The organism is Streptomyces sp. NPDC048295 (assembly GCF_040652135.1).
Lineage (GTDB): Bacteria > Actinomycetota > Actinomycetes > Streptomycetales > Streptomycetaceae > Streptomyces.
In genome coordinates this window covers 1-4,966 of record NZ_JBEZLL010000070.1, presented here as the reverse complement: position 1 = coordinate 4,966, position 4,966 = coordinate 1, and the positions used below count along the sequence as shown (strand labels likewise).

The 4,966-nt window shown below is 71.8% G+C and carries 1 protein-coding gene; it reads left to right on the top strand.

Annotation, left to right across the window (positions count from 1 at the left end):
• A partial coding sequence (locus tag AB0D53_RS41545; protein WP_362454719.1) for an amino acid adenylation domain-containing protein occupies positions 1 to 4,966 on the top strand: 4,966 nt, incomplete at both ends.

Genomic DNA, 4,966 nt, shown 5'->3' with positions numbered 1-4,966 from the left:
AAAAAGCCCTCCCCACCCCCGGACACGACGCCTACGCACACACCACATACACCGCACCCCGCAACCCCGCAGAAGAACGAATCGCCGCAGTCTGGGCCTCCGCCCTGGAGGTGAACCAGGTCGGTGTCCATGACAGCTTCTTCGACCTGGGAGGCGACTCCATCCGCGCCGTCGCACTCGTCGGCGCCCTGCGGGACGAGGGCTTCGACCTCTCCGTCCGCGACGTCTTCGACCGGCGTACGGTGGCGGAACTGGGCGAGCTGCTGACCGGACGCTCCGCGGTGCCGGCGGAACAGCTCACGCTGGTCGAGCCGTTCGCGCTGATCTCCGACGAGGACCGGGCGAAGCTGCCCGACGGCCTCGCCGACGCCTACCCGATGTCCCAGATACAGACCGGCATGGTCGTCGAGATGCTGGCCGACGAGGAGAAGAACCACTACCACAACTGCAGTTGCTTCCGGATCCTCGACGACCGGCCCTTCGACTCCGCCGCGTTCCGGAAGGCCGTCGCACAGGTCGTGGAACGCCACGACATGCTGCGCACCTCGGTTCATCTGACCGAGTTCACGGTGCCGCTGCAACTGGTCCACGAGCGTGCCGAGGCCACCGTCGGGGTCCGCGACCTCACTCATCTGGACGACGAGGAACTCCAGGCCTCACTGCGGCAGTTCGTCCGTGCGGAGCGGGCCGACGCCTTCGATCTGAGCCGCCCCACCCTGATGCGTTTCCACGCGCACGTCACGGGCGACACGGTCTGGTGGATCTCGGTCACCGAGTGCCACCCGATCATGGAGGGGTGGAGCTACCACTCGCTGCTGATGGAGCTGCTCGGCTGCTATCGACGCCTCCGTGAGGGCCTGGAACCGGAGCCGTACGAGCGGCCCGCGGTGCGCTTCGCCGACTCCATCGCGGGGGAGCTGGCCTCACTCGCCTCCGACGAGGACCGCGCCTTCTGGCGCCGGATCACCAGCGACCACGAGAAGTTCACCCTGCCGTCCGGCTGGGGCGACGACACCGGCGCGCCGCGCGTCAAGCACCATGTGCAGGTCCCGTGGGAGGACCTGGAACCGGCGCTCCGGGCGCTCGCCACCAAGGCGAGGGCCTCGCTGAAGAGCGTCATGCTCGCCGCGTTCGGCAAGGTCATGAGCCAGCTCACCGACGCCGCGACGTTCCACGCCGGTCTCGTCTACGACGTGCGGCCCGAGGTCACGGGCGCCGACCGGGTGTACGGCATGTACCTCAACACACTGCCGCTGGCGTTCGACCGGATGCCGGCCACCTGGCTGGGCCTCGTCCGCGACACCTTCGCCCGCGAGGTCGAGACCTGGGAGCACCGCCGCCACCCGCTGCCCGCCGTGCAGCGCGAGATCGGCGGCACCCAGCGTCTCATCGACGTGTTCTTCAACTACCAGGACTTCCGTCAGGTCGACGCCTCCCTCGTGGACGACCAGGTCGGCATCGACGACAGCCCCACCGAGTTCCCCCTGACCATCTCCTCCCGGGTCAAGCACATCTTCCTGACCGCCGACTCCTGGTCGCTGACCCTGGAGAACACCGAGCGCATCGGGGCGATGTTCCGTGCCGTGCTGGAGGCGATGGCCACCGACGCCGGCGGCGACCCCCGCGTACCGCTGATCCCGGCCGAGGAGCACGAGCGCCTGGTCGGCGAGTGGGCGGTCGCTCCCGCCGAGCCCGTCACCGCGACCGTGTTCGAGCTCTTCGAGGAGCAGGCCCGCCGCTCCCCCGGCGCCGTCGCGGTCGTCGCCGGCGACGAGCGGCTGACCTACGCGGAACTGGACGCCCGCGCCAACCGGCTCGCCCACCGGCTGCGCGAGCTGGGTGTCGGGTCCGAGTCCGTGGTCGGTGTACTGCTCGACCGCGGCGCCGATCTGGTCGCCGGACTGCTCGGGGTGTGGAAGGCGGGCGGCGCGTATCTGCCGATGGACCCGGTCCTCCCCTCCGAGCGCGTCGCGCACATGCTCGACGACGCCGGCGCCGAGGTGCTGCTCACCCAGTGCGCCCACCGGGAAATTCCGGGAGAGGGCTTCGGCGGACGGATACTGCTCGTCGACGGGGACCGCGCGTCCGTCGACGCCCAGCCGTCGTCGGCTCCCCAGCGGGTCGCCGATCCGGACCGGCTGGCGTACGTCATCTACACCTCGGGATCCACCGGCCGCCCCAAGGGGGTACTCGTCCCGCACCGCGGACTGGCAGGCCATGTCCGCTGGGCCGTGGGCGAGCTCACCGCCGCCGGCGGCGGAGCCCCGCTGTTCTCCTCCATCGCCTTCGACCTGGTGGTGCCCAACCTGTGGGCGCCGCTGCTGACCGGGCAGCCCGTGCACGTCCTGCCGCAGGATCTGGACCTGGGGCGGCTCGGCGAGGTGCTGGCGGCGGGGGCCCCGTACGCCTTCGTGAAGCTGACTCCGGCCCACCTCGAAGTGCTGACGCACCAGCTCACCCCGGACCGGGCGCGGCGGCTCGCTCCGCTGCTCGTCGTCGCGGGCGAGGCGTTCCGCCGCCGAACGGTGCGGGCCTGGCGCGAACTGGCGCCGGACACCGTGCTGGTCAACGAGTACGGCCCGACCGAGAACTCCGTCGGCACCAGCACCTGGCCCGTCCCTTCACCGGTGGAGGGAGGGACGCTGCCCGATGTGATGCCCGTCGGCCGCCCCCTGCCCGGCGTGGCGATGTACGTGCTCGACGAGCGCCTCCAGCCCGTACCGGCCGGTGTCGCGGGAGAGCTGTACGTCGGCGGAGCCGGCGTGGCCCGCGGTTACCTCGGGCGTCCCGGGCTCACCGCCGGACGGTTCGTCCCCGACCCCTTCGGCCCGCCCGGCGGCCGGCTGTACCGCACCGGGGACATCGTCCGTGTCCTGCCCGACGGTGCCGTCGACTTCCTCGGCCGCGGCGACGGACAGGTCAAGATCCGTGGGTACCGGGTCGAGCTCGGCGAGATCGAGGCCGCGCTCGGCGACCACCCGCTCGTCTCGGACGCCCGCGTGCTGCTGCGCGAGGACACCCCGGGGGACAAGCGGCTCGTCGCCTACCTCGTACCGGACGGGGAGTCGGCTCCCGACCCCGCCGAACTGCACCTCCTGCTCGGCCGCTCCCTGCCGGAGTACATGGTGCCGTCCGCGTTCGTGGCCCTGGAGTCCATCCCCCTCAACGCCAACGGCAAGGTGGACCGGCGCGCCCTGCCGGCCCCGGACGAGGACGCCTACGCCCGGGTCGAGTACACCGCGCCGCGCACGCCCCTGGAGGAGCGGGTCACCGCGGTGTGGAGCCAGGTGCTGGGGGTGGGACGCCTCGGTGTGCACGACGACTTCTTCGGCCTCGGCGGCGACTCCATCCGCGCCGTCGCGCTCGTCGGCGCCCTGCGGGGCGAGAGCCTCGACGTGGCGGTCCGTGACGTCTTCGCGCGCCGCACCGTGGCCGGGCTGTGCGAACTGCTGTCCGGCCGGACGGTGCTGACCGCCGGGGAGGGGTCCTTCACCGCGCCCTTCGCGCTGATCCCCGGCGAGGACCGGGCGAAGCTGCCCGACGGCCTCGCCGACGCCTACCCGCTCTCCCTGGTGCAGACGGGCATGCTGGTCGAGACCCTCAGCGACCCGGCACGCAGCAACTATCACAACGTCAACGTCTACCGGGTCCACGACGAGCGGCCGTTCGACGCCGACGCCTTCGCGGCGGCGGTCAGGACCGTGGTCGGCCGCCACGAGGCGCTGCGCACCTCGGTGTCGCTGGTCGGATACTCCGTACCGCTCCAGCTCGTCCACGCGGACGTCGAGGTGCCCGTCGCCGTGCGCGATCTCACCGGACTGGCCGGGGAACAGCAACGGCTGAGCATGACCGCGTACGTCGCCGCCGAACGGTCGCGCGTCTTCGACCTCGACGGCGGCGAGCCGCTGCTGCGTGTCGCCGCGCATGTCCTCGGCGCCGACTGGATGTGCACCTTCACTCAGAGCCATGCCGTCATGGACGGCTGGAGCAACCAGCTGTTCCTGGTGGACCTGGTCCAGGTCTACCGGCGGCTGCGCGACGGCCTGGAGCCGGAGCCGTACGACACGCCCGCCGTCCGGTACGCCGACTACATCGCCGCCGAACTCGCCGCCCTGGAGTCGGAGGACGACCGTGCCTACTGGGACGGCGTCGTCACCGGTCACACCAGGGCCCGGATTCCCGAGGGCTGGCACGACGACCTGACGGCGCCGGACGGGGCCGTCCGCGCCGGGGTGCGCTTCGACGACCTGGAGGAGCCGCTGCGCGCGCTGGCCGGTGCGGCCAGGACATCGGTCAAGAGCGTGCTCGTCGCCGCCTTCGTGAAGGTCGTGGGACAGCTCACCGACGCACCCGCCTACCACGCCGGGCTGGTCACCCACGGTCGGCCGGAGGCGTCCGGATCCGACCGGGTCTACGGCTCCTGTCTGAACACCCTGCCCTTCCCCGCCGACCGTACGGCCCGCACCTGGCGCGACCTGGTGCGTCAGGTGTCCGACCGGGAGATCGAGGCATGGCCGCACCGCCACTTCCCGATGCCGGCCATCGAGCGGACCGACGGCGGCCGTCTGGTCGACATCTTCTTCAGCTATCTCGACTTCCACCGGATGGACTCCGAGGAGGCCGAGGACGGCTGGGGCTTCAACGACGCCCCCAACGAGTTCGCCCTCACGGTCACGGCGCTCGGCGGCGTCCTGAGCCTGCGCTCCACCTCCCATGTGCTCAGCCAGGCCAACGCCGACCGGATCGCCGGGATGTTCCGTGCGGTGCTGGAGGCGATGGCCGCGGGCGCCGACGGTGACGCGCGGGCCGTGTACCTGCCCGCGGGCGAGCGGGAACTCATTCTCGCGGCGGACCGGACCACCGACCCGGTGCCGGTGACGCGGACGGTGCACGAGCTGTTCGCCGAGCAGGCCGCGCGGACACCCGACGCGATCGCGGTCACCGCCGAGGGACAGTCCCTGACCTA